Annotated in this window: 19 protein-coding genes; all 19 read left to right on the top strand. The window is 52.6% G+C overall.

Going from position 1 to position 24,983, the window contains the following annotated elements; translation table 11 throughout:
* The first annotated feature begins 14 nt into the window (after nucleotides 1-14).
* The 19 genes from KNP79_RS01435 (at nucleotide 15) to KNP79_RS01525 (ending at nucleotide 24,969) form a co-directional block, all read left to right on the top strand.
* The gene (locus KNP79_RS01435; protein ID WP_214707473.1) at nucleotides 15-4,307 is read left to right on the top strand and encodes a PolC-type DNA polymerase III; all 4,293 of its coding nucleotides are present in this window, start codon (nucleotides 15-17) and stop codon (nucleotides 4,305-4,307) included.
* A gap of 119 nt (nucleotides 4,308-4,426) precedes the next feature.
* Complete coding sequence (gene rimP / locus KNP79_RS01440; protein WP_034777274.1) at nucleotides 4,427-4,897, top strand: ribosome maturation factor RimP; 471 nt, start codon at nucleotides 4,427-4,429, stop codon at nucleotides 4,895-4,897.
* 12 nt (nucleotides 4,898-4,909) lie between these two features.
* Nucleotides 4,910-6,076, top strand: a complete 1,167-nt coding sequence (gene nusA / locus KNP79_RS01445) for a transcription termination factor NusA (protein WP_034777276.1) — start codon at nucleotides 4,910-4,912, stop codon at nucleotides 6,074-6,076.
* A complete protein-coding gene (rnpM, locus tag KNP79_RS01450; RefSeq protein ID WP_214752734.1) occupies nucleotides 6,073-6,351 on the top strand; it encodes an RNase P modulator RnpM in 279 nt (92 codons plus the stop codon). The genes nusA and rnpM overlap by 4 nt, the downstream gene beginning before the upstream one ends.
* Nucleotides 6,348-6,644, top strand: coding sequence for a YlxQ family RNA-binding protein (locus KNP79_RS01455; RefSeq protein WP_021067159.1), 297 nt, complete (start codon nucleotides 6,348-6,350; stop codon nucleotides 6,642-6,644). The genes rnpM and KNP79_RS01455 overlap by 4 nt, the downstream gene beginning before the upstream one ends.
* Before the next feature lie 21 nt (nucleotides 6,645-6,665).
* On the top strand, nucleotides 6,666-8,900 hold the full coding sequence (gene infB, locus KNP79_RS01460) for a translation initiation factor IF-2 (protein ID WP_215190906.1): 2,235 nt from the start codon (nucleotides 6,666-6,668) through the stop codon (nucleotides 8,898-8,900).
* Nucleotides 8,901-8,918: 18 nt separating this feature from the next.
* Nucleotides 8,919-9,269 (top strand): 30S ribosome-binding factor RbfA, encoded by a 351-nt coding sequence (gene rbfA / locus KNP79_RS01465; protein ID WP_034777282.1) that lies wholly within the window; start codon nucleotides 8,919-8,921, stop codon nucleotides 9,267-9,269.
* Nucleotides 9,270-9,317: 48 nt separating this feature from the next.
* A complete protein-coding gene (truB, locus tag KNP79_RS01470; protein WP_215190907.1) occupies nucleotides 9,318-10,226 on the top strand; it encodes a tRNA pseudouridine(55) synthase TruB in 909 nt (302 codons plus the stop codon).
* A 15-nt stretch (nucleotides 10,227-10,241) separates the two neighbouring features.
* Nucleotides 10,242-11,168, top strand: a complete 927-nt coding sequence (locus KNP79_RS01475) for a bifunctional riboflavin kinase/FAD synthetase (RefSeq protein ID WP_034777286.1) — start codon at nucleotides 10,242-10,244, stop codon at nucleotides 11,166-11,168.
* A gap of 124 nt (nucleotides 11,169-11,292) precedes the next feature.
* The gene (gene rpsO / locus KNP79_RS01480) at nucleotides 11,293-11,562 is read left to right on the top strand and encodes a 30S ribosomal protein S15 (protein ID WP_015881433.1); all 270 of its coding nucleotides are present in this window, start codon (nucleotides 11,293-11,295) and stop codon (nucleotides 11,560-11,562) included.
* A 132-nt stretch (nucleotides 11,563-11,694) separates the two neighbouring features.
* Nucleotides 11,695-13,911 carry a polyribonucleotide nucleotidyltransferase gene (gene pnp, locus KNP79_RS01485; RefSeq protein ID WP_138859580.1) on the top strand — a complete coding sequence of 739 codons (2,217 nt, stop codon included), beginning with the start codon at nucleotides 11,695-11,697 and terminating at the stop codon, nucleotides 13,909-13,911.
* Nucleotides 13,912-13,961: 50 nt separating this feature from the next.
* Nucleotides 13,962-15,179, top strand: a complete 1,218-nt coding sequence (locus KNP79_RS01490) for a M16 family metallopeptidase (protein WP_034777288.1) — start codon at nucleotides 13,962-13,964, stop codon at nucleotides 15,177-15,179.
* An 83-nt stretch (nucleotides 15,180-15,262) separates the two neighbouring features.
* Nucleotides 15,263-16,723, top strand: coding sequence for a UDP-N-acetylmuramoyl-L-alanyl-D-glutamate--2,6-diaminopimelate ligase (locus KNP79_RS01495; RefSeq protein WP_232939398.1), 1,461 nt, complete (start codon nucleotides 15,263-15,265; stop codon nucleotides 16,721-16,723).
* Between the two features lie 3 nt (nucleotides 16,724-16,726).
* The gene (locus tag KNP79_RS01500; RefSeq protein ID WP_215190908.1) at nucleotides 16,727-17,980 is read left to right on the top strand and encodes a lipid II:glycine glycyltransferase FemX; all 1,254 of its coding nucleotides are present in this window, start codon (nucleotides 16,727-16,729) and stop codon (nucleotides 17,978-17,980) included.
* Nucleotides 17,977-18,630, top strand: coding sequence for a M15 family metallopeptidase (locus KNP79_RS01505; protein ID WP_214707485.1), 654 nt, complete (start codon nucleotides 17,977-17,979; stop codon nucleotides 18,628-18,630). The genes KNP79_RS01500 and KNP79_RS01505 overlap by 4 nt, the downstream gene beginning before the upstream one ends.
* 95 nt (nucleotides 18,631-18,725) lie before the next feature.
* A complete protein-coding gene (locus KNP79_RS01510) occupies nucleotides 18,726-20,393 on the top strand; it encodes a ribonuclease J (RefSeq protein WP_034777292.1) in 1,668 nt (555 codons plus the stop codon).
* A 62-nt stretch (nucleotides 20,394-20,455) separates the two neighbouring features.
* The gene (locus KNP79_RS01515; protein ID WP_215190909.1) at nucleotides 20,456-22,633 is read left to right on the top strand and encodes a DNA translocase FtsK; all 2,178 of its coding nucleotides are present in this window, start codon (nucleotides 20,456-20,458) and stop codon (nucleotides 22,631-22,633) included.
* 402 nt (nucleotides 22,634-23,035) lie between these two features.
* Nucleotides 23,036-23,755 carry a GntR family transcriptional regulator gene (locus KNP79_RS01520; RefSeq protein WP_034777294.1) on the top strand — a complete coding sequence of 240 codons (720 nt, stop codon included), beginning with the start codon at nucleotides 23,036-23,038 and terminating at the stop codon, nucleotides 23,753-23,755.
* Between the two features lie 128 nt (nucleotides 23,756-23,883).
* The gene (locus KNP79_RS01525; RefSeq protein ID WP_034777296.1) at nucleotides 23,884-24,969 is read left to right on the top strand and encodes a BMP family lipoprotein; all 1,086 of its coding nucleotides are present in this window, start codon (nucleotides 23,884-23,886) and stop codon (nucleotides 24,967-24,969) included.
* The last annotated feature ends 14 nt before the right edge of the window (nucleotides 24,970-24,983 follow it).

The raw sequence follows: 24,983 nt of genomic DNA on the forward strand, positions 1-24,983 counted from the left end.
GGGACTTCTTACCCGTGGAAGCTAATCAAAAAATGCAATTGCTCTTGACCGATCTCGGCATCACGACCGAGACGGAACAATTCGACGATGCGGAATTGACGCGACTTGTCGTCAACAAGCAGCGCCGGACGTGGACGTTTTATTTCCAGTTGCAGCGCGTGTTGCCGTACGAGGTGTATCAACTGTTCATGAGCCGAATCGAGAGCCGGTACGCGACGTTCGCTGACGAGGTGTACGCGCGTTTCACGACGACCTCAGGCGGTGCCGAACAGGATTATATCGACTATTGGCCGCGTATCGTCAGTGAACTCAGCCAAGTGTCGGGTGCGATGCGCAGTTATTTCGCATCGGTCTCACCACGCTTTGAGCAGAACAAATTGCTCATCCCGGTGCGCTCGGCCCCTGAGGCGAACTATGTCGATAAAGAGTTATGCCAAGAAGTCCAAGCGCTCTATAGCGCCTATGGCTTTATGAAGAAACCTTGCCAAGCGCTGTTCTCGGAGAATGAAGAAGCAAACCAAGCGCTCCGTGAACAAGTCGTGCAAGAAGATTTGGAACAAGCGAAGCTCGCGCTCGCAGCGCAATTCGCGAAGGCGACCGAGACGAACGATGAACCGGTCACCGAGGTACGGATGGGCGCCTTGATCAAAGACGAGATTGTCCCGATCAAGACGATCATCGAAGAAGAACGACGCGTCGCCATCCGAGGTCTCGTCTTCTCGGCCGAACGGAAAGAACTGAAGAGCGGGAAGAAACTGTTCACGTTCAAGATGACAGACTATACCGATTCACTCATCGTCAAAGTGTTCGCACGCGATGACGATGATGACCGGATGCTAAGCGCCGTCAAAAAAGGCATGTGGATCCAAGCGGCCGGCCGGGTCGAGGATGACAGCTTCATGCGCGAACTGTGCATGATGGCATCGCAACTGCAAGAAGTGAAAGTCGAACCGGCCCGTGACGAGTGGGCCGGTGAGAAACGCGTCGAATTACACGCGCATACGCAAATGAGCCAGATGGACGCGGTCACGAACGTGTCGGCGCTCGTCGCCCGGGCGGCCAAATGGGGCCATCGCGCCATCGCCATCACCGATCACGCCGGCGTCCAGTCGTTCCCGGAAGCCTATTACGCCGGGAAAAAGAATGACATCAAAGTGCTGTTCGGGGTCGAGGCGAACGTCGTCAATGACGGCGTGCCGGTCGCGTATCACCCGACCGATGTCCCGCTCGATGATGCGACGTATGTCGTCTTCGACGTCGAGACGACCGGACTTTCGGCCGTCTACAACAAAATCATCGAACTCGCCGGGGTCAAAATCAAAGACGGTGAAATCATCGACCGGTTCGAGGCGTTCGCCGATCCGAAACATCCGCTCTCGGCTACGACGATCGAGCTGACGGGCATCACGGACGACATGGTCCATGGCCAGCCCGATCCCGAAGTCATCGCCAAACAGTTCGTCGATTGGTGCGGGGATGGCATCCTCGTCGCCCATAACGCATCGTTCGATATGGGCTTCTTAGAAGCGACGCTTCGGAGCGGGGGGCACGAGCCGGATGACTATCCCGTCATCGACACGCTCGAACTCGCCCGGACGATTTTACCGACGCTCAAAAACCACCGCCTCAACACGCTCGCGAAGCGATTCGATATCGAGTTGACCCAGCATCACCGGGCCATCTATGATGCGGAGGCGACGGCGTACTTGCTCATGAAACTGCTCGAACTCGCCAAACAGATGTTTGAGATGCAGACGCATCGCTCACTGAACGCGAAAGTCGGAAGCGACGTCTCGAAAATCCGTCCGTTCCATGCGACGATTTATGCGAAAACGAAAAAACCGGGACTTCGTCACTTATACGAACTAATCTCGTTGTCCCACATCGATTACTTGTTCCGGATGGCACGCATGCCGCGCTCGGAAATCGTGAAGCGCCGTGAAGGACTTCTCATCGGTTCGGCGTGTGACAACGGTGAAATTTTTGACGCCGCCCTGAACAAGTCAGACGAAGAGCTTGAGAAGATGATGGCGTTCTACGACTTCATCGAGATTCATCCCCCGGCGCTCTATATGCATTTGATCGATAAAGAAATCGTCGCCAACGAGCTCGAGTTACGGGAAATCATCAAGCGGATCATTCGCGTCGCCGGACAGGCCGGCCTGCCGGTATGTGCGACCGGAAACGTTCATTACCTTGACCGGACAGACCGCTCGTACCGAGAGATCTTGATTCGGACGCAAGGTGGTGCCAACTTCATCAACACGCGGAAAGAACTGCCGCACGCCCATTTCCGGACGACGAAAGAGATGATGGAAGAGTTCAAGTTCCTCGGGGACGAACTCGCCCGCGAAATCGTCATCACGAACCCGAATGCGATCGCCGATCAAATCGAGTCGATTCAAATCATTCCGGACGATTTGTACACGCCGAAGATTGAAGGCGCAGACGATGAGGTCCGGAACATGAGTTACGACATGGCCCGTTCGATTTACGGAGAACAACTGCCGGAAATCGTCGAGGCCCGGCTCGAGAAAGAGCTGAAATCGATTATCGGACACGGCTTTGCGGTCATCTATTTGATTTCGCATAAGCTCGTCAAGAAATCGCTCGACGACGGCTATCTCGTCGGTTCACGTGGTTCGGTCGGCTCGAGTTTCGTTGCGACGATGACCGAAATCACCGAGGTCAACCCGTTGCCGCCGCATTACGTCTGTCCGAAGTGTCAACATTCCCACTTCTTCGACGACGGATCGGTCGGGTCCGGGTATGACTTGCCGGACAAACAATGTCCGGAGTGCGGGACCTGGTATACGAAAGACGGCCACGATATCCCGTTCGAGACGTTCCTTGGTTTCAAAGGGGACAAAGTACCGGATATCGATTTGAACTTCTCGGGTGAATATCAACCACACGCCCACGCCTACACGAAAGTGTTGTTCGGTGAAGAGTATGTGTATCGTGCCGGTACAATCGGGACGATTGCCGATAAGACGGCGTATGGATATGTGAAAGGTTATGCGACCGAGAACGATAAGATTTATCGGAACGCCGAAGTCGATCGGCTCGTCTCGGGCGTCACCGGCGTCAAACGGACGTCGGGACAACACCCGGGGGGGATCATCGTCGTCCCGGATTATATGGACATCGCCGAAATTTCGCCGATCCAATATCCGGCCGATGATAAGTCATCCGAGTGGAAAACGACCCACTTTGACTTCCACTCGATTCATGACAACTTGCTCAAACTCGATATTCTCGGTCACGATGACCCGACCGCGATCCGCATGCTGCAAGATTTATCGGGCATTGATCCGAAGACGATTCCGACAGACGATCCGACGGTCATGAAAATCTTTTCATCGCCGGAAGTACTCGGGGTCACGCCGGAGCAAATCGAATCGAAGACGGGTACGCTCGGCATTCCGGAATTCGGGACGAAGTTCGTCCGGCAGATGCTCGAAGAGACGAAACCGTCGACGTTCTCCGAACTCGTTCAAATTTCGGGACTGTCTCACGGGACAGATGTCTGGATTGGGAACGCGAACGAACTCATCTATAACGGGACGTGTGAATTGAAAGACGTCATCGGGTGTCGTGATGACATCATGGTCTACTTGATTTATGCCGGTTTGGAACCGTCGTTCGCCTTCAAAATCATGGAGTCGGTCCGAAAAGGGAAAGGTCTATCCGAAGACATGGAGACGGAGATGCGGGCCAATGACGTCCCGGAATGGTACATCTCGTCTTGTAAGAAGATCAAGTACATGTTCCCGAAAGCCCACGCCACGGCGTATGTACTCATGGCCGTCCGGATCGCCTACTTCAAAGTGCATCATCCGATTTTGTATTACGCGACGTACTTCACGGTCCGTGCCGGAGACTTCGACTTGTCGGCCATGATCAAAGGGTCACAGGCCGTGCGCAAGGCGATGTCGGATATCCGTGAAAAAGGGTTCGAAGCCACGGCGAAAGACAAAGGGCTTCACACCGTGCTCGAACTTGCGCTCGAGATGTTAGAGCGCGGCATGAAGTTCCAAAACATCGATTTGTATCGCTCGAGCGCGACCGAGTTCTTGATCGAAGGCAACACGCTCATCCCACCGTTCAATGCGGTCGATGGCCTCGGAACGAACGCGGCGAAAGCGATTGTCGAGGCGCGCGCCGAAGGACAGTTTTTATCGAAAGAAGACTTGCGCAAACGGGCCAAGTTGTCGAAGACGATCGTCGAGACGCTCGATACGATGAAATGTCTCGAAGGCCTCCCGGATGAGAACCAACTCTCGTTCTTTGATTTTGGGGTGTAAGTTGCGAAAAACCGGGAAAATATGATATATTGGTATCGAACAATGTTGGATACTACGACGGAAAGGAGTAGGGAACCCTACTCCTTTCTTGTATGTAAAAGCCAGAAGGAGGGATGAGAGTGTCCAAAATAACAGAAGTCGTCGAAGCGATCGCGTTGCCGATCGTGGAGCGTGAGAACATGGAATTGGTCGATGTCGAATTCGTGAAAGAAGGGCCAGATTGGTTCTTGCGCGTCTATATCGACAAGCCGGGGGGCGTCGATTTAGATGATTGCGTCAACATCAACGAACAACTCTCGGAAAAACTAAACGATAGCGATCCGATCGAACAAGCCTATTATCTTGACGTCTCGAGTCCCGGTGCCGAGCGACCACTGAAAAAGCCGACCGACTTTGAACGTGCGATTGGGAAGAACGTCTATATCAAGACGTTTGCCCCGATTGAAGGTGCCAAAGAGTTCGAAGGCATTTTGACGGAATATGACGGCGAGACCGCCGTCGTCGAGACGCGCATCAAGACAAGAAAAAAAGCGATATCGCTACCGGTAGACAAAATTGCACAAGCCCGCCTAGCGGTCACGTTTAGTTAAGGAGAGGTAAAGATGGGGCCACAATTACTCACAACAATCGAACAGATTGCTAACGAAAAAGGAATCGAGAAAGAGATTATCATCGATGCGCTCGAGCAGGCGCTCATTTCGGCATATCGTCGAAACGTCGCCAATCCGAATGAAAACGTAAAAGTTGAATTCGATCAAGTGACTGGTGATATTCGTGTCTTCGCACTTCTCGAAGTCGTTGAACGTCTCTCGCATCCCGAGCAACAATTGTCGCTCGAAGAAGCGCATGAGATTGACCCGAACTACGAGTTAGGGGACTTCCATAAAGAAGAAGTCACACCGAGCGACTTCGGTCGCGTCGCGGCGATGACAGCCAAACAAGTCGTCACGCAAAAGATGCGGGAAGCCGAGCGCGAGCGCATTTATAACCACTTCGTCGATAAAGAAGACGAGATCATGACGGGGATTGTGGAACGGTTCGACCCACGCAACTTGTATATCGGTCTTGAAAACAATATCGAAGCGGTGCTCACACCGAACGAACAGATGCCGAATGAATCGTACCAGATTCATGACCGTATCAAAGTTTACGTGACGAAAGTCGATTCGACGACGAAAGGTTCTGGCGCAGCCATTCAAGTCTCGCGGACGCATCCAGGTCTATTGCGTCGTTTGTTCGAGCTCGAAGTGCCAGAAATCGCGAGCGGTACGGTCGATGTCATGTCGGTCTCACGTGAAGCGGGTGATCGTTCGAAGATTGCCGTCCATTCAGACATCGTCGATCCAGTCGGCGCTTGTGTCGGTCCGAAAGGGCAACGTGTCCAAACGATCGTCGATGAGCTCAACGGCGAAAAAATCGATATCGTTCGTTGGTCGAACGACCCGAAAGAGTTCGTGAAAAACGCACTCAGCCCGGCTCAAGTCGTTGACGTGTACGTCAATGAACCGAATAAGTCGACGACGGTCGTCGTGCCAGACTATCAATTGTCACTCGCCATCGGGAAGCGTGGTCAAAACGCCCGTCTTGCCGCTAAATTGACGGGATGGAAAATTGATATCAAGAGCGAGACGGATGCAGAAGGCATGGACTTGTATGATACGTACGCCGAAAAAGTTGAACCGGAGCCAGAAATTGTTCACAATGAAATGGAACAGACTGACTCGGTTGACGTCGCCCTCGAGCCGACAACGGTGAAAGAAGAGGAATGACCATGAAGCAAAAGAAACTTCCTTTGCGCAAATGTGTGGTCACGCAAGAAATGTTACCGAAACAAGCGTTGATTCGTGTCGTTCGGACGCCGGAAGGTGACGTCGTCATCGATAAGTCCGGTAAATTGAACGGACGTGGAGCGTATTTGTCGAAAGATGCGGATGTGATTCGTTTAGCAGAGAAAAAACGGACACTCGATCATCATTTAAAAGTCAAGACGAGTGACGCGCTTTATGAGCAGCTGCTTCAAGCTGTCACAGGAGCGGAATCATGAGTCAGTGGGAATCATTGTTAGGCCTTGCCGCACGTGCGAGGAAAGTAACGATGGGAGAAGAGTTTGTGTTGAAGGATGTGCGAGCTGGCCGAGCCAAACTCGTCATCCTTGCCGGAGACGCTGGAGCGTCTACGAGAAAACGGGTTACCGACAAGTGTACATCGTATGGTGTTCCATTGATTGAAGTGAGCGACCGATATACGATCGGGGCTGCTTTAGGTAAAGACATGCGAGTCGTCGTGTCTGTGACAGAATCCGGATTTGCGAACAAGCTTAAGCAACTTCTCTCTTAACTATTAACGGAGGTGGATGCTTTGGGAAAACGCGTCTATGAATTTGCAAAAGAACAGAATGTAACAAGTAAACAAGTCATTACTCAGCTCGAGAAAATGAACAAGCCAGTGAAAAACCACATGGCTGTCTTAGATGAGGAGTCGGTCAAGCAACTCGATCGTGTCTTCAATCCTGAGAAATACCGTTCGGCTGACAAGCAAGAAAAGCCAGCTGCAACAAAACCAGCTGAAACGAAGTCTGCCGAGTCAAAACCGGCTGACGCGAAACCTGCTGCCAAGCAAGAAGCACCGAAAGCACGCCCACAAGCGTCTGGCGGTCAAAGCAACCAAGCGGGCAACCGTGGTGGCAACCGCTTCGGCAACAACCGCAACGACAACCGCAACAAAAAAAGCGGTGGTAAATTCAAAGGCAAACCTGCGAAAGCAGCCGTGCCATTGGAAGCGGATCCGAATTCGAAAACGAGTCAACGTAAAGCAGCTCGTTTAGCGCAAGAGTCTGAAATGGGCAACGTCATCAAGTACGATGATGTCCTCAGCGTATCGGACCTCGCTGCGAAGATGGATAAAAAGCCAAACGAGATCATCATGAAGTTGATGGGTCTTGGTGTCATGGCGACGATCAACCAAACGCTTGATGACGAGACGATTGAGTTGCTTGCAACTGAATTCGGTTACGAAGTTGAGAAAGAAGTACTCATCGATGAGACGGACTTTGAAGAAGTGGAAATCGACTTCTCTGAGTACGAGCTTGTTGAGCGTCCTGCTGTCGTCACAATCATGGGTCACGTTGACCATGGTAAGACAACACTTCTTGACTCGATCCGCAACACGAAAGTCGTTGCTGGTGAAGCCGGCGGAATCACGCAGCACATCGGTGCTTATCAAGTTGAAGTCAACGATAAAAAGATCACGTTCCTCGACACACCAGGTCACGCCGCCTTTACGACGATGCGTGCCCGTGGAGCCGAAGTGACAGATATCGCAATTATCGTTGTCGCAGCGGATGACGGCGTGATGCCACAGACAGAAGAAGCCATCTCACATGCGAAAGCGGCAAACGTGCCGATTATCGTCGCCGTGAACAAAATGGATAAAGAAGGCGCAAACCCTGACCGCGTCAAACAAGAATTGACAGAGTTCGGTCTCGTACCGGAAGAGTGGGGCGGCGAAACGATTTTCGTACCGATCTCAGCTTTGAAAGACGAGGGGATCGATGAGTTGCTCGAGATGATCTTACTCGTATCAGAAGTCGAAGAGTACAAGTCGACGCCTGAAATGCCAGCTCGCGGTTCGGTCATCGAAGCGAAGCTCGATAAAGGCCGCGGTCCTGTCGCCACGCTTCTCGTTCAACACGGGACACTCCGGATCGGTGACTCGATCGTCGTCGGCAGCACGTTCGGACGCGTCCGGGCCATGGTCAACGATATCGGTCGTCGTGTGAAAGAAGTCGGTCCATCGACGCCAATCGAGATCACAGGATTGAACGATGTCCCACAAGCCGGGGATCAGTTCATCGTATTCGAAGATGAGAAAAAAGCACGTGCAATCGGAGAAAAACGTTACCAACGTTACCTCGAATCACAGCGTCGCGAATCGGCTAAAGTTAGTCTTGATGACTTGTTCAGCCGCATTCAAGAAGGCGAAGTCAAAGATTTGAACGTCATCATCAAAGCAGACGTTCAAGGTTCGGCTGAAGCACTCGCTGGTTCACTCCGCAAAATCGACGTCGCAGGCGTTAAAATCAACATCGTCCACCAAGGTGTCGGTGCAATCACAGAAGGTGACGTCATTCTCGCTTCGGCGGCAAATGCGATCATCATCGGATTCAACGTTCGCCCAGATGGTAACGCCCGGTCGATGGCCGAGCAAGAGCATGTTGAAATGCGTCTGCACCGCATCATCTATAACGCGATCGATGAAATCGAGAGCGCGATGAAAGGGATGCTCGACCCTGAGTTCGTTGAAGAAATCACAGGACAAGTTGAAGTCCGTGACGTCTTTAAAGTCTCGAAAGTCGGTACGATTGCCGGCTGTTACGTCACAGAAGGTAAAATCTCACGCGACGCCGGCGTCCGCATCATCCGTAACGGGATTGTTGTGTACGAAGGAAAACTCGATACGCTCCGCCGTTTCAAAGACGACGTCAAAGAAGTCGCGACAGGTTACGAGTGTGGGATTAAAGTAGAGAAGTTCGACGACATCAAAGTAGAGGACGTTATTGAAGCGTTCATCATGAAAGAAGTCGAACGTAAATAAAGCGAGGAGGGAACACGTATGAACATTCGTGCCCAACGCGTCGCAGAGCAGATGCGTAAAGAGATTACAGATATCTTGCTCCGTGAAGTCAACGACCCACGTACGAAGAACGCTACAATTACAAGTGTCGATGTGACAGGAGATTTGCAGCAAGCGACAGCCTACTACACGGTGCTCGGAGACGACGCCGAAGTGAAGGCTGAGACGCAAGCTGGTCTCGATAAGGCGAGCGCATTTATTCGCCGCGAGATCGGGAGCCGCATCCGTCTTCGGAAAACGCCAGAATTGTCGTTCGAATACGATTCATCGGTCGCATATGGTAGCCATATCGATTCATTGATTCGTGACTTAAATCGGAACGACCAATAAATTGAAGGGGGGACTCGCGTCTCCCCTTTTTTGATGGGAGGAATCCAGATGGAACCAACAGGTGTATTGATTTTAGATAAAGACAGCGGCATGACGAGCCACGACTGCGTGTTCAAGCTCCGTAAATTGTTCCAAACGAAGAAAGTCGGTCATACCGGCACGCTCGACCCCGAAGTGACCGGTGTCCTGCCGATCTGTCTCGGCCGGGCGACAAAGCTGTCACGTTTTCTGACCGATGAAGGCAAACGGTACGCCGCCGAGATTACAATCGGGACGGCGACGATGACCGAGGATGCCCATGGCGAGGTCGTCGAGACGCGCGAAGTCGGTCCGGAGGCGTTCACTGCTGCAGACATCGATCGCGTCCTCGAGACGTTGACAGGAAAGATCGAGCAAATCCCACCGTACTTCTCTGCCGTCAAAGTGAACGGCAAGAAATTGTACGAATACGCCCGAAAAGGTCAGACGGTGGAACGACCGCGCCGTATCGTCGAGATTCATCGCCTCGTCCGGACGAATGACCCGGTCATCGAAGACGGTGTCTGCCGTTTCCGTGTCGACGTCGAGTGCGGCAAAGGCACATTCATCCGGACGCTCGCCGTCCAAATCGGGGAGCGTCTCGGCTATCCGGCCCATATGAGCGACCTGCGGCGGACGCGGTCTGGTTCTTTCGAGGAGACGGCCGCTGTCACGTTGCAACAACTCGCCGACCTCGAGACGGTCGAGGAACGCATGAACCACCTCATCCCGCTCGAAGAGGTCATCAAGCGTTGGCCTGCCATAACGATTCCGGCCAATCGGGAGCGGTATATTCGAAACGGGGGACGTTTGAACGACGTCTCGCTCGAATTTGAACTGTTTACTGTCTATAATGAAGAAGGAATTCCACTTGCCCTCTATCGACGGCTTGACGGAACAACAGACGCAAATGTCGAGGTCATGTTGACCATCGACTAAAGGGGAGATTGAAGTATGGAAACGATCCATCTGACGTATCCTGAGACACCAGACCTGGTCCCTTCGGTCATGGTGCTCGGATTTTTCGACGGCGTCCACACCGGACATCAGGCCGTGATTCGGCATGCACAGGCGCAAGCGAAACAGCTCGATGTACCCGTGACCGTGATCACGTTCGACCCGCACCCGAAACAAGTGCTCTCAAACAAACCGGATGCGGTCCGTTATATCACACCGCTCCAGCGGAAATTGAACCGAATTGCCGGACTCGGTGTCGAACGGTGTATCGTCATCACGTTCACGAAAGAGTTGGCGAGCCTGTCACCGCAACAATTCGTGGATGACTATTTGATCGGTGCCGGTGCGGTCCACGTGACGGCAGGATTCGACTACTCGTATGGTAAATTCGGTGAGGGGACGATGGAGACGCTGCCGTATCATGCGCGTGGTCGCTTCACGACCTCGGTCGTCGCCGAGCAGACGAGCGGCGGCGAAAAAGTGTCGTCGACACGGATTCGTCAATTGCTCGGTGCCGGAGACGTCGATGTGGCGAGCGAATTGCTCGGTACGCCGTACGTCATCTGCGGGGAAGTCATCCATGGGGACGCCCGGGGCCGGACGATCGGCTACCCGACGGCGAACGTCGTCATGGACGCCTCGTATGTCATGCCGCGTCTCGGTGTCTACGCGACGCGTGTACGGCTTCAGGACGGCCGGACGTTCGACGCGATGACGAACGTCGGGCGGCGGCCGACGTTTTATGCGACCGGTGACGTCTCGATCGAGAGCCACTTGTTCGATTTCTCAGAGGATCTATACGGGCAACTGATCGAGATCGAATGGATGCATTACTTGCGTGACGAGCGGGCGTTCGACGGACTCGACGCACTCATCGCTCAACTCAAGCAAGATGAGACAGCCGCCCGGGCAATCCTGTCTTGACTTTGAATGGGTGGTACGGTATCCTAATTTGGTACGCAAAGTACACCGCTTCGCTTGGCTGGACGATTCACCAACGACGGCTCGGCAACGCGGCAATTTTCTATTAAATGGAGGTGGAGAGGCAATGGCACTCTCAAAAGAACGTAAAAACGAAATCATCGCGGAATACGCGACAAAACAAGGTGACACTGGTTCACCGGAAGTTCAAGTTGCAGTATTGACTGAACAAATCAACACTTTGAACGATCATCTTCGTACACACAAGAAAGACCACCACTCACGTCGCGGTCTTTTGAAAATGGTTGGACGTCGCCGTAACTTGCTTACGTACCTTCGTAACAAGGACGTTACACGTTACCGTGAATTGATTCAACGCCTTGGTCTCCGTCGTTAATCCGAACGGACCATGTGACGGACTGGGACACTTGTTCCTAGTCCGTTTCTTCTTTTTTGGGAGGAAAATCATTAGACATTCATATGAATGAGTTACATAATAAACTAGATAAGGTTTGAGAGGAGAATGTTCATGTTAGGTACGAAACAAGTCTTTTCTACTGAATGGGGCGGTCGTCCGCTATCTGTAGAAGTCGGGCAACTTGCGAAACAAGCAAACGGCTCGGCACTCGTCCGTTATGGGGACACGGTCGTGCTCGCCACGGTCACAGCATCGAAAGCGCCGAAGGATTTAGATTTCTTCCCGCTCACGGTCAACTATGAAGAAAAATTATACTCGGTCGGTAAAATCCCAGGAGGTTTCCTCCGTCGGGAAGGACGTCCTGGAGAGAACGCGATTTTGACATCACGTCTCATCGACCGTCCGATCCGTCCGCTTTTCCCTGACGGATTCCGTCACGATATTCAAGTGATGATTTACGTCATGTCGAACGATCCAGACTGCTCGGCTGAAATGGCCGGTATGCTTGGAACGTCGATCGCACTCTCGATTTCGGACATCCCGTTCGACGGGCCGATCGCCGGAGCGACAGTCGGACGTGTCAACGGTGAGTTCGTCGTCAACCCGACGACAGCTCAACTCGAACAGACGGACCTTGAGCTCCAAGTCGCCGGAACAGCAACTGCGATCAACATGGTTGAAGCAGGCGCGAACGAAGTACCGGAAGACGTCATGCTCGAGTCAATCTTGTTCGGTCACGAAGAAATCAAGAAATTGGTCGCGTTCCAAACAGAGATCGTCGAAGCTGTCGGGAAACCGAAGTTCGAATATACGGTATCGAAGTTTGATGACGCTTTGTCGGCTGAGCTCGAAGCAGCACGTCCAGAAATCAACGCCGCGGTTCAAGTCGAAGAGAAGCATGCACGTGACGCAGCAATCAACGAAGTGATTGCCAAATACGTAGCTGCATACGAAGAATCCCTCGCTGACGAACCGGCCAAGTTGAAAGAAGTATCTGGCATCTTGAACAAGTTCGTCAAAGACGAAGTCCGCCGTTTGATCACGGTCGACAAAGTTCGTCCGGACGGTCGTCGCCCGGAAGTCATCCGCCCGCTCGCATCAGAAACGGGCTTGTTGCCACGCGCCCACGGCGTTGGGTTATTCACACGTGGACAAACACAAGTCATGTCGGTCGCGACACTCGGCGTCATCGGAGATGCTCAAATCATCGACGGCATCGGGTTAGAAGAGAACAAGCGCTTCATGCACCACTATAACTTCCCGCCGTTCTCGGTCGGAGAAGCTCGCCCGGTGCGTGCGCCAGGTCGTCGTGAAATCGGTCACGGTGCCCTCGGAGAACGTGCACTTCTTCCAATCATCCCGAAAGAAGCCGACTTCCCGTACACGATTCGTCTCGTCTCGGAAGTACTCGAGTCGAACGGTTCGAGTTCACAGGCGTCAATCTGTGGTTCGACACTCGCCCTCATGGACGCAGGTGTGCCGATCAAGGCACCAGTTGCCGGGATCGCAATGGGTCTCATCATGGAAGGCGAACACTATACGGTCCTCACTGACATCCAAGGTCTCGAAGATCATCTCGGAGACATGGACTTCAAAGTAGCAGGAACGAAAGACGGGATCACGGCGCTCCAAATGGATATCAAAATTGCCGGGATCACGCGTGAGATCTTGGAAGAGGCACTCGAACAAGCACGTTCAGGCCGTCTCCATATCTTGAACCATATGCTCGAGACGCTCGACGCACCGCGTCCACAGTTGTCGAAGTATGCACCGAAAATCGTGACGATGACGATCAATCCGGACAAGATCCGCGACGTGATCGGACCGGGCGGGAAGATGATCAACAGCATCATCGACCAAACGGGTGTCAAAATCGATATCGAGCAAGACGGTACAGTCTTCATCGCGTCGACCGATCAAGAAGGCATCGACATGGCGATGGCGCTCATCGGCGACATCGTCCGCGAAGTCGTCGTCGGCGAAGAGTTCGATGCGACGGTTCGTCGTATTGAGAAATTCGGCGCTTTCGTTGAGTTGTTCAAAGGCAAGGACGCGCTCGTCCACGTCTCTGAGTTCAGTCTTGATCGCGTCGCGAACGTCGAAGACGTCGTTAAACTCGGTGATACAATTAAAGTCCGCGTAACGGAAATCGATGACAAAGGCCGAGTCAATGCCTCGCACAAAGTGCTCATCCTTGAAGGATTGTCACCGGAAGAACGCGAAGCATACGAAGCGAAACGTAAAGCGCAGCGCGAGAGCCGTCCACCACGTGACAGCCGTCCGCCGCGTCGTGACGGAGACCGTCGTCCGCCACGCCCGACAAACTAATCATGATGGCCATCGTCTGGTGCGATGGCCTTTTTCATAGGAGTGATAACATGGAATGGATCACATTAGACAACGGCGTCCGCATCGTGATTGAACCGATGGCGGATGTCCGCAGCACGTCGACCGGTGTCTTTATTAAAGCCGGCACTCGGACCGAAGATATGACCGAGATCGGCATCAGCCACTTGATTGAACATATGTTATTCAAAGGAACAAAGACGAGAACGGCAAAAGAGATCGCGTCGTTCTTTGATGAACTTGGCGGAAGCGTGAACGCGTTCACGTCAAAAGATCATACGTGCTATTACGTGAAGACGCTTGACGAGCACGCGGTCATCGCCTTCGATGCGCTCGCCGACATGCTATTCGATTCGTTGTTTGATGAGACGGAGCTCGAGAAAGAAAAGCGGGTCGTCTTAGAAGAGATTAAAATGTATGAGGACACCCCGGAAGATCTCGTCCACGAGCTGCTCGCGAAAGCCGTCTATAAAGATGATATTCTTGCCGAACCGATTCTCGGGACGGAAGCGAGCGTCCTCGGACTATCTCGGGAGCAATTGCTCCGCTACGTCGCTTCGACGTATACAGGCAACCGTGTCGTCGTCTCAATCGCCGGCCACGTGCCGCAAGAGTTGGTCGAGGCGGTCACGAGAAGGTTTGCCGACCTTCCATCAGGGGAATCACCGAAAGAATCGACGACGCCGATCTTGTATAGCGACGTGGTGAAAAAACAGAAAGAGACGGAGCAAGCGCACCTGTGCTGGAACTTCGAGGCGATTGCCGCCAAAGACGATCGATTGCCGCATTTGGCCTTGTTGAACAATGCGATCGGGGCGACGATGTCGTCACGGCTGTTCCAGTCGATTCGAGAAGAGGAAGGCCTCGCCTACTCGATCTACTCGTACTATACGACGTTCGACGACCACGGGACGTTCACCATTTATATCGGAACGTCACCAGAAACGCTCGCGCAAGTCGAGACGATCATGACGCGTGAGCTCGAAACGTTAAAAGCGGATGGGCTGTCCGATGAGGAAGTCGAGAAAGGGAAACGACAACTGAAAGGGTCGCTCGTCCTTGGGAACGAGAGCACGAGCGCACGGATGAACCGCAACGGGCGCAACCTCGTCCTGCTCGATGAAGTCGAGGATTTGAACGAAGTGCTCGACAAAGTTGATCGCATTGAAACGCGTGACGTCAACACCCTCATCAATGAGGTGCTCGGCCACGCCCCTGCCAAATCATATGTCCTTCCGTCCGAAGACTGACTTGAAACCGAATTGTAAGTTCTCTACACTGATTAAGAGGTATTCTTTACTTTGGACAGGAACAGGTGAAAGAAGGGAAAGACTTGAACTTAACGGATTTAGCTAACCACATACAATTAATTAATCAACCAAACCTACAAGGCATCACGGTGACCCATGTGACGACCGACTCGCGCGAAGTCGTCCCGGGGACGCTGTTCGTCGCCATTAAAGGCTATACAGTCGACGGTCACGACTACGCTGATTTAGCAGTCACTAAAGGCGCAGTCGCCGTCGTCAGTGAACGGCCACTCTCTTTGAGTGTGCCGAACTTGATCGTGCGTGACAGCACGCGTACGGTCGGTCTATTGGCGTCCGCGTTCTATCAATATCCGTCTGAGCAGATGCGTCTGTTCGGGATCACGGGAACGAACGGCAAGACGACGACGACGACCATTTTACGTGATGTTCTCACCGAGCTCGGACATAGCACCGGCTTGATTGGCACGGTCGAGGTACGCATTAACGATACGGTCGTCCCGAGCAAAAACACGACACCGCAAAGCTCTGAGCTGCAACAGTTGCTCGCCCGGATGCACGAAGAAGGCGTCACCGATGTGATGATGGAAGTGTCATCGCACGGACTCGAACTCGGTCGCGTCATCGGTACGGACTTCGATATCGTCGGCTTCACGAACTTGACGCATGACCATCTCGATTTCCATGGTACGTTCGAAAACTATGCGCGGGCGAAAGGCTTATTGTTCGCTCAACTCGGACAGATGGCGTCGCGTCACAAAGTTGCCGTGTTGAACGCGGATGATCCGTACAGCAAGCTGTACGAGACGATGACGGGCGCCCGAGTGATCACGTATGCAATCGACGAGATGGCCGATGTGACGGCATCAGATATCGTTCAGACGCTGTCAGAGACGAGTTTTAGCCTCAACTACCAAGGGGAGAGTCATCCGTTGACCGTTCAATTCATCGGAAGGTTCAACGTGTACAACATCTTGCTCGCGACCGGGTGTTTGATCGCTGCCGGCTATCGTTTGCCCGAGATCGTCCAGGCACTCGAGTCGATTCATCCTGCCAAAGGGCGGATGCAACGTCTCGACGTACCAGGGTATAACGTCTATGCGGACTATGCGCATACACCGGATGGCATCGAGCAATGCTTGAAATCACTCGTCGGTGTCCCGAAAGAGAAGATTGTATTCTTGATCGGTACAGGCGGGAACCGTGACGTTACGAAGCGGCCGACGATGGGAGAGATGGCCTCGAAATATGCGGGGACGGTCGTCATCACGACGGATGACCCGCGTTTTGAAGCGTACGACTCGATCACGAGCGGAATCGCCGCCGGGATGACCCACGATAATTTCGTCGAGATTGGGGACCGGGAAGAGGCTGTCCGTTATGCGGCTCGGTTGGCCGAACCGGACAATATCGTCGTCTTGGCCGGAAAAGGGCATGAGAAATATCAAATCATCGGTAATGAGAAAATTCCGCTAGATGAAGAAGCAATCGTCCGAGCGACAATTTTGAAGACGGAGGAAATATGATTTATGGCAGTACAACCGATCACCTTGACAGAGAAAGAGCATGACGATTTCGTCAAAACACACGACCGTGGGGACTTGCTTCAGCTTTCGAGTTGGGCCGACGTCAAACGACAAAACGGCTGGTTCGCCGAGCGGGTCGCCGTCGCGAACGATGGGGTGACGAGCGGGGTGGCATTACTCTTATTCAAACGTGTGCCGAAGCTCCCGTTCACACTCTGCTATGCGCCACGCGGCTTCGTCGTCGACTATGACGATGTGGCTTCTTTACGGGCATTGACCGAGGAGGCGAAGCGGGTCGCCAAGGCGAACAAAGCGATCGTCGTGAAAATCGATCCGAATATCGATCGAGATGAAGTGCCAGGTCTATTGACCGAGATGGCGAGTCTCGGCTTCGCCCATAAAGGATACGGCGGTGGGTTTGATTACGCCCAACCGCGGTTCACGATGGAGACGGATTTACGCCCGAGCGAGAAAGACATCTTCAGCAAATTCCATCATAAATTCCGCTATAACGTTCGTTTGGCCGAACGGAAAGGGATCGTCTGCACGGAAGTCGGGCGCGACGGGCTTAAGACGTTCGCCGACTTGATGAAAGTGACGGGCGAGCGTGACGGTTTTGCCATTCGTGGACTTGACTATTTCGAGAACCTATACGATTGTCTGCAACCTGATGACGCCCGTTTGTTCTTGACGAAACTCGAGCCGAAACTCGCACTCGACCAACAGATGGCCACGCTCGAAAAAGCGGAGCGTGACCTTGGGAAAATCGAACGGTCACTCGAGACGGAAACGGTCGAGAAGAAACGGACGAGCTTGTTGAACCGTCAAAAGCAGACACGTGAGCAAATCGAGAAGATTCAAGCCGCGTTACCTGAACTGACGGAGTTACATGAGAAATACCCGAACGGTCTCGTCTTGTCGGGCGGTCTGTTGACGCTTGCCGGACGACGCTCGTATTATCTGTACGGGGCATCCTCGAACGAGTTTCGTGAGTTCATGCCGAACCACCTTATGCAATGGACGATGATGCAAGCAGCCAAGGCGAGCGGGGCCGAACGCTACGATTTCGGTGGCGTATCGGGTAGCACGGAGCCTGATGACGAGTATGCAGGGCTTTATGCGTTCAAGTCGGGCTGGGGAAGCGATTTGATCGAAAAAGTCGGCGAGTTCGACCTCGTCTTGAATCGTCCGCTCTATTTCGCCCTCGAGACGGGATTACCGCTCGTCAAAGGACTCCGTAAACGGTTGCGCCGATGAAATGGACCGGCGTTTTGACGTTCGCGATGACGGCGTTTTTAGTCGGAATCTTTTTAGCGTACACGTTGTCACGTCCGGGCCCGATGCCATGGGTCGATGAACCGACATTTGAAGCGGGAATGTGTGAACGCAACCCGGGCTCGGAAGATGTCGTCGTCGAGCGAAGTGAAAAGGCGTTCGCGAAGCTTCATCCGCACGTCCGCGAGCGGAGCGAGTCGTTCGTGCGTCTGGCCTACTCTTGCCTCGGCCTCGAGGTCCGTCTGACGTCGGGGTATCGGTCGGCCGATGAGCAGAACGCGCTCTATGCCCAAGGGCGCTCGAAACCAGGACAAGTCGTGACGAACGCCAAGGCGGGACAAAGTTACCATAACTATGGGCTCGCCGTCGATTTCGTCATCATCCACAATAACCGTGCCGATTACAATCTCGAGTCGGACCACAACCGATCGGACGAACCCGATTGGCAAGAGTTAGGAGAACTCGGCAAAGCACTCGGCTTCGAATGGGGCGGGGATTGGAGAAGTTTTCCGGATTACCCGCATTTACAAATGGACTTCGGCTTGTCGATTCGCCAACTCGCTTCCGGGAAACGTCCGGACGACAAAGCGACGATGCCACTCGCCGATGTGATGAAACCTCTCGTCAATTGAACGGAAATGTTGGCATATCAGCAGTTTTCCGATACAATATTCAGTAGCGATAAGTGGACGAAACAGAATATGCAACATCTAGGAGGTTTTTGTTAGTGTCAAAGAAGAAGACAGAGAACGTTAGCGTCTTTGCGCTTGGAGGCGTAGGCGAAATCGGGAAGAACATGTACGTCGTGGAACTAGACGACGACATCTTCGTCATCGATGCCGGCCTTATGTTTCCAGGCGATGAGATGCTCGGGATTGATATTGTCATCCCAGACATTACGTATTTAAAAGAAAATAAAGATCGGGTACGCGCGATTTTCATCACCCATGGTCACGAAGACCATATCGGTGGGCTCAGCTACGTACTCCGTGATTTGAAGCACGTTCCCGTGTATGGGACGAAATTGACGCTCGGTTTAATCGAGCTCAAATTGAAAGAGGCGGGCTTGTTAAAAGAAGTCGACCTCCGATTGATTGACGCCAAAACGAAATTGACTATCGCTGATCATTTCATCACTTTCTTCCGCGTCAACCACTCAATCCCGGATTGTGTCGGTGTCTGCATTCAAACGTCACAAGGCGCCATCGTACACACGGGCGACTTTAAGTTTGATTACACGCCAGTCGATGGGAAACAGTCGGACTTCAACAAGTTGGCAGCCATCGGCCAACGCGGCGTCCTCTGCTTATTGTCAGATTCGACGAATGCGGAACGCCCTGGCCAAACTGGTTCGGAGTCGCTCGTCGGCGCCGAGTTGAACGATGTCATCTATCAAGCTGAGGGCCGCGTCATCGTCGCCTCTTTCGCTTCGAACGTGCACCGTCTTCAACAAGTGTTCGCGGCAGCCGAGGCGAACGACCGCAAAGTCGCCGTCGTCGGTCGCAGCATGGTCAATATCGTCGAAGTGGCGCAGAAGCTCAACTACCTTCGCTTCAAGCCGAAGACGCTCGTCGAGCTGTCGCAAGTGAATCGCTTGCCTGACAACAAAGTCGTCATCTTGACGACCGGTTCGCAAGGCGAGCCGATGGCGGCCTTGACGCGCATGGCGCGCAACGCCCATAAGCAAGTGAACATCCGCTTGAACGACACGGTCGTCATCGCGGCGACACCGATTCCTGGGAACGAGAAGTCCGTCTCGAAGACGATCGACCTTTTGTTCCGCTCAGGAGCGAACGTCATCTATAACCAACGGAAAGTACACGTCTCGGGACACGGTTCGGCCGAAGAGCTCAAGCTCATGTTGAACCTCGTCAAACCGAAGTACTTCCTTCCGATTCACGGAGAATACCGGATGCAGATGGCCCACTCGAAACTCGCCGAGCAAGTCGGTGTGAAATCGAACAACATCTTCATCGTCGAAAAAGGGGATGTCGTCGAGTTCACGGGACGTAAAGCTCGGATGAGCCGTAAAGTACCGGCCGGCAACGTCTTGATCGATGGAATTGGCGTTGGGGACGTCGGGAACATCGTCCTCCGTGACCGTCGTCTCTTGTCACAAGACGGTGTCGTCCTCTGTGTCGTCACGTTGAACCGGAAACAGAAGAAATTGATTTCAGGACCTGAACTTATCTCGCGCGGATTCGTCTATATGCGTGAATCCGAAGAGATGATCTCAGAAGCGAACCGCATCGTCACGAAACAGATCGAGAAGAGTCTCCAGGCTGGAAGTGATTGGACCGAGTTGAAATCAAATATCCGCGAGCGGCTCAGCGTCTACTTGTTCGAACAGACGAAACGTCGTCCGATGATCTTGCCGATCATCATGGAGATTTAAGGAATTGAGATTGAGGCAAAAGTCATCAGACTTTTGCCTCGTTTTTTTAGGAGGAATCTAAGGTGGCACAAAAATCGAGAAAAACTCCGGTGAAGCGGAAGCGACCGACGACAAGGCGTGCGAAAAAACAGCCAATCCCACTACGTACATATGGCTGGGTCATGTTCGTCACGTCGATCACGGCGTTCATCTTCTCCTTGTTCGACTTCGGTTGGGTCGGGAATCAGACGTCACTCCTCGCGACGACGTTATTCGGAGGCTGGGGGGCACTCACGTATTTGGCAATCGCATTCACGTTGCTCGTCTTTTTAAACGAATTTCGTCCGATGCAACGGACGGGCATCCTGTTCCTGTTCGTCTCGTTTCTCATGTTCGGAGATTTGGTATGGGGAGCGGAACGGGGGATGATCAACGGGGCGCTGTATCAGCTCAACCAATACTTGCTCTCCGACTTTGGGATCATCTTTTTAGGCGTGTTATGCATGATCATCGGGATCTCGCTCTTATCGCCGACGATTTGGCGGACGATCGGGTCGCGTCTGCTCGAGACCGGTACGGCCATCAAACAAGAGTGGCACGACCGGGAGCGGGTCAAACCGGCTCCGGTGTCCAATCGGAAGAAGGCGGTTTCGGCACCGGCAAAAGTTGAATCGAAGCCGGTCGAAGCCGAGCCTGAAGCAGACGCGGTGACGATGCATGACATCCCGATTGTCGGGTTCAGCGAGAAAGTCGTCGCCGAGAAACGTCCGAAAACGGAAGAAGTGGCCTCGACGGAAGAAGTGACGGAGCTACCGACCGAGGACATGATGATGACGGCGTCACAAGACGTGTCGGACACGTATGAATTGCCAACGTTCACCATCCTCAGCGAACCGGTCGTGACCGACCTGTCCGGCGAGAACGCCCGTTTGAAAGCAAATGCGACAAAACTCGTCCAGACGCTCAAATCGTTCGGCGTCGGTGTGAAGGTGTTAAAGATTCATCTTGGTCCGACCGTGACGAAATATGAACTGCAACCGGATATCGGGGTCAAAGTGAGCCGCATCACCTCGCTCAGCGATGACCTTGCCCTTGCGCTTGCCGCCAAAGACATCCGGATCGAGGCGCCGATCCCAGGAAAGGCCGCCATCGGAATTGAAGTACCGAACCAGGAAGTGGCCCCGGTCTGTCTCCGTGAAGTGCTCGAGGCCGATCCGGTCAAGCGGGAGCAGTCGCCACTCCTCGTCGCCCTTGGGCGCAGCATCAGTGGCGAGACGGTGACAATCGCCTTGAACAAGATGCCGCACTTGCTCGTCGCGGGTTCGACCGGTTCCGGGAAATCGGTCTGTATCAACGGCATGATCGTGTCGCTCTTGATGCGGACTCGTCCTGATGAAGTCCGGCTCATGATGATCGATCCGAAAATGGTCGAGTTGAACGTCTATAACGGCGTCCCACACTTGCTGACGCCGGTCGTGACGGATCCGAAGAAAGCCGCCCAAGCACTCAAACAAGTTGTCGCCGAGATGGAACGACGCTATGAGTTGTTCAGCCGTTATGGTGTGCGGAATATCGAAGGCTATAACGAACTCGTCGATAAATCGGACGATGAAGACGCCAAACGTCTGCCGTTCATCGTCGTCATCGTCGATGAGCTCGCCGATTTGATGATGGTCGCCTCGAACGACGTCGAGGACGCCATCATGCGTCTTGCCCAGATGGCACGGGCGGCCGGCATTCATATGGTGCTCGCCACCCAGCGTCCGTCTGTCGACGTCATCACCGGCGTCATCAAAGCGAACATCCCGTCCCGCATCGCGTTCGCCGTCTCGTCGCAGACGGATTCACGGACGATCCTTGACGGGGGAGGTGCTGAGAAGTTGCTCGGCCGGGGTGACATGCTCATGCTCGCCAACGGGATGAACAAACCGATCCGTGTGCAAGGTGCGTTCGTGTCCGACCAAGAAGTCGAAACGGTCGTCAATCATGTCATCGCCCAGCAACGGGCCCAATACGTCGAGGCGATGATGCCGAAAGAAGAAGAAGTCACGACCATTGATTCGGACGATTCATTGTTCGAAGAAGTCGTTCAATTCATCTTGACGCAAGAGACGGCGTCCACTTCGATGATTCAACGAAGATTCCGCATCGGTTATAACCGGGCAGCCCGCTTGATCGATTCACTCGAACAAGCCGGATATGTCGGGCCGTCAGAAGGCTCAAAGCCGCGGAAAGTGCTCATCAACCAACCCGAGGGTTAAAAAATAAAACGAACGATTAGGTATAACAAATCCTAATCGTTCGTTTTTTATCTAATTTCAGATAATCCGGTTCAAACGTGACGATCGGGGTCGACGTCATGTTGGGACGAACTAATATAGCACATCTGACCTATTTGATTCATTAGGACATACTACTAAAAATGTTGAACCGCTTTCATTTTTTAATACCGTTTTCATTTTACGTTTTCTTTTCAAAGCCTGCCAGAACAGGTAATATAGACTATGAAGTGTACATAATCCCTTCACTTTAAAATATTTCCCTGATTCCGAACAAAAAGTATTGCGTTCTATTTCTCGAATCCCTATACTTAATATTGGCAAGGACATTCATACGTCAGATGTCTGAGCACTGGTAAGAAATAGGTAAAGGTGGTGAGGCCCATGTCGATCAAGCTCGATCATCGCTTGCTCTATCTTCGCGTGATTGAGAAAATCAAGCAAGATATCGACGATGGTGTCTATCGTGAAGGAGAGAAACTTCCTTCAGAATTCGAGTTATCGAAGCAACTAGGAGTCAGTCGAGCGACACTCCGGGAAGCACTTCGTATTCTCGAAGACGAGAAATTTGTCGTGCGGAAACATGGCGTCGGGACGTTCATCAGTTCAAAACCCCCGTTTACTTCAGGGATTGAAGAGCTGTTCAGCGTCACGGACATGATCATGCGCGCCAAAATGACACCAGGAACGAAAGTGTTGGTGGCCGAAAAGGTTCTAGCGACCGAGAGAGAAGCCGAGCGTTTAAAAATCGAACCGAACTCACCGATTTATCGGATCGTCCGGATTCGATATGCGGATGAGACACCAGTCGTCTACTGTGTCGATAAAATCCCAGCCCATCTCGTCTCGAATCCGAAGGCGTTGACGGAAGGAAAGTCATTGTTTGATGCGCTCGAAAAAGAGGTAGGACGTCGGGTCGCATATGCGATCACGCACATCGAACCGAGTGTGAACGCTGAAATTTCGACGCAACTTCAAACGGACCAACCGTTACTGGCATTGAAACAATTGCATTACGATGAGAGCGACTTACCGCTGCTCGATTCGGCAAACTTTTTCCGAGCGGACCGCTTCGACTTCCACGTCGTCCGCAAACGCGTTTAAGCACGTTCGTTTTATCCGGAAACGGTTATTTTTGGGGAACAGCGTGAAAGCGCTTTCTTATACCGGTGTAAAGACTACTGATGACATGACAACCTTAATTGTTATGATCCGAAAGGGGAAACACGACGATGAACAAGAAAAAAACAATTCTCTCAGCTTTAGCAGCAGGTCTCACACTCTCGACAGTACTCGCAGCATGTGGCGGGGATGACAATGAAGGTGCTTCAAACGGCGAAGGCGGCGGCGAAGGCAGTGACTTCAAAGTAGCGATGGTAACCGATACTGGCGGTGTCGATGATAAGTCGTTCAACCAATCAGCTTGGGAAGGTCTCACGAAGTTCGGGGAAGACAACAACTTGACTGAGAACGAAGGATTCAAATATCTTCAATCATCGAAGCAAGCCGACTACCAGCCAAACTTGCAACAATTGGCACGCGATAACTTCAACTTGATTTACGGAATCGGCTTCTTGATGGGCGAAGATATCCAAAAAGTTGCTGAGCAGTTCCCAGACAACAACTTCGCGATCGTCGACATGGTCGTTGATGCACCGAACGTCGCATCGATCACGTTCAAAGAGCAAGAAGGTTCGTTCCTCGTCGGTGTTGTCGCTGGTCTTACTACGAAAACTGACAAAGTTGGATTCGTCGGCGGCGTTGAGTCTGACTTGATCAAGAAGTTCGAGAACGGTTATAAAGCTGGCGTCATGGCCGTTAACCCGGATGCGACAATCGACGTGAAGTACGCTGAAGACTTCAACTCAGCTGAAAAAGGTACAGCAATCGCTTCAGGTATGTACGGAGCAGGTTCTGATATCGTGTACCACGCAGCAGGCGGTACTGGGGTTGGCGTATTCACAGAAGCGAAAAACCGTAAGAAGAACGGCGAAGATGTATGGGTCATCGGTGTTGACCGTGACCAATACGAAGAAGGTCTTCCAGAAAACGTAACGCTTACTTCAATGGTCAAACGTGTTGACACGGCTACTTACGAAGTATCGAAACTTGCGATGGAAGATAAGTTCCCAGCAGGCGAAATCGTTGAGTTCTCTTTGAAAGACGATGGTGTAGGGATTGCTGAAACATCTGATGAGAACGTTTCAGCTGACGTCCTCGCAAAAGTTGAAGAGTACCGCACACAGTTGATCGACGGAGACATCACGGCTCCAGCAACTGACGCTGAGTTCGAAGAGTTCATGAAAACAGTAAAATAATTCATTGAGTTAGG

The sequence above is a fragment of the Exiguobacterium sp. s7 genome, from assembly GCF_018618195.1.
GTDB lineage: Bacteria > Bacillota > Bacilli > Exiguobacteriales > Exiguobacteriaceae > Exiguobacterium > Exiguobacterium mexicanum_A.